The following is a 1,668-nucleotide window of genomic DNA, read 5'->3' on the forward strand; positions in this document are numbered from 1 at the left end:
AGCTTTTAAATGCTCGGTGTGGTCTTGGGGCACATTCTAATTTTAGGAGTTGGGAACTTGGAACAGCATATTGAACCAAAGGTAGTCATGCTGGCAGCTGAATGCATTCGGCAAAAAGGAAGCATGGAGGGAGGCAAGCTTATTTATCAGCAAATTAGCCTCGAACTGAGTTATGACGGTTACACGATTATGCTCAGTGACCACAAAGTTAAGCTAACTCTCTTTTTTCACAACAAGATGAAAATTGAGTGCGCTCAAAACAGGGATCTGGAGAGTTTTTACGAAAAGTTGAAAAATATTGCACGCACTGTTTTCTAGCAATGGCCAACGAGAGAGAAATCATGAGTTTGAAAACCAAGCGTCTAAGGCTTGTTTTGGGGGATCAATTAAATAGCCGTCACTCTTGGTTCAAGGAATCTGATCCTGACACCTTGTACATTTTGGCTGAACTGACGCAGGAAACTAACTACGTAAAGCATCATGTTCAAAAAGTTTGTGCTTTCTTTGCCGCGATGGAGGATTTTGCGGAGAATCTAAGACAGGCAGGACATAGGGTAAAGTACTTCAATTTGGACGAAAGCTCGGGATATAAAGATTTGCCAGCATTGCTTTCATCTGTCATTGAACGCTGCGCTTGTCAGGTATTTGAATATCAGCAACCTGATGAATATCGACTGCATGTTCAACTACGTGAATTTACTCGAGACTTGGAGATCACCTCCCGACTCTATGAAACCGAGCATTTTTTTCTTGAGCACAACGAACTACCTCTATGGTTCGAAGGTGGCAGACATCATCGAATGGAAGGTTTCTATCGTAAAATGCGTAAACGCTTCAGTGTCTTGATGGAAGGAGGCAGCCCTTTAGGTGGAAAGTGGAATCACGATGAGGACAATCGTCATGCGCTCAAAAAGAAAGACTTAGCTGATATTCCCCAGCCACTGGTGTTTGAAAATGACGTAAGTGTCATTCTAAAACGGTTGAACGATCATGAGATTGTCAGTTTCGGTAATGCGAACATTAAGCTAGTTTGGCCGATTAACCATCGACAAGCGATGGCTCAACTTCAATACTTTTGCCAAGTATGCCTCCCGAAATTCGGCTACTTTCAAGACGCGATGACCTGCAATTCTCCTCACTCCTGGAGCCTATATCACTCACGGCTGAGTTTTGCTTTGAATGCCAATATTATTAGCCCTGATGAGGTGATCGATGTCGCCATTGAAACATACTATCAACAGCAATCTAGTATTTCGATTTCGCAGATCGAAGGCTTTGTTCGTCAGATTCTTGGCTGGCGAGAATATGTTAGAGGAATGTACTGGGCCAATATGCCGGATTATACGGAACAGAATCGATTGAATGCGAGTAGACCTTTGCCAAGTTGGTTTTGGACTGGTGAAACCAAGATGGCGTGTATGAAGGAGAGTATCAAACAGTCTTTAGAGTATGCTTATGCCCACCATATTCAGCGCTTAATGATAACAGGTAACTTCTCTTTGCTGGCTGGTCTTCATCCCGATGAGGTAGATGATTGGTATTTAGGGATTTATATCGATGCCTTACAGTGGGTTGAGCTACCCAATACTCGAGGGATGGCCTTGTTTGCTGATGGGGGGTGGATCGCCACAAAACCCTATGCTGCGAGCGGCAACTNTATCAACAAGA

2 protein-coding genes are annotated in these 1,668 nt (G+C 43.6%); both read left to right on the forward strand.

All coding sequences use genetic code 11. The features are described 5' to 3' along the window. Positions 1–57: 57 nt before the first annotated feature. Positions 58–318: a DUF3081 family protein gene (locus A3761_RS00265; RefSeq protein ID WP_197469968.1), complete on the forward strand. Its 261-nt coding sequence runs from the start codon at positions 58–60 to the stop codon at positions 316–318. A gap of 23 nt (positions 319–341) precedes the next feature. Next, a partial coding sequence (locus A3761_RS00270; protein WP_082870129.1) for a cryptochrome/photolyase family protein occupies positions 342–1,668 on the forward strand: 1,327 nt, incomplete at its 3' end.

This window comes from Oleiphilus sp. HI0123 (assembly GCF_001635315.1).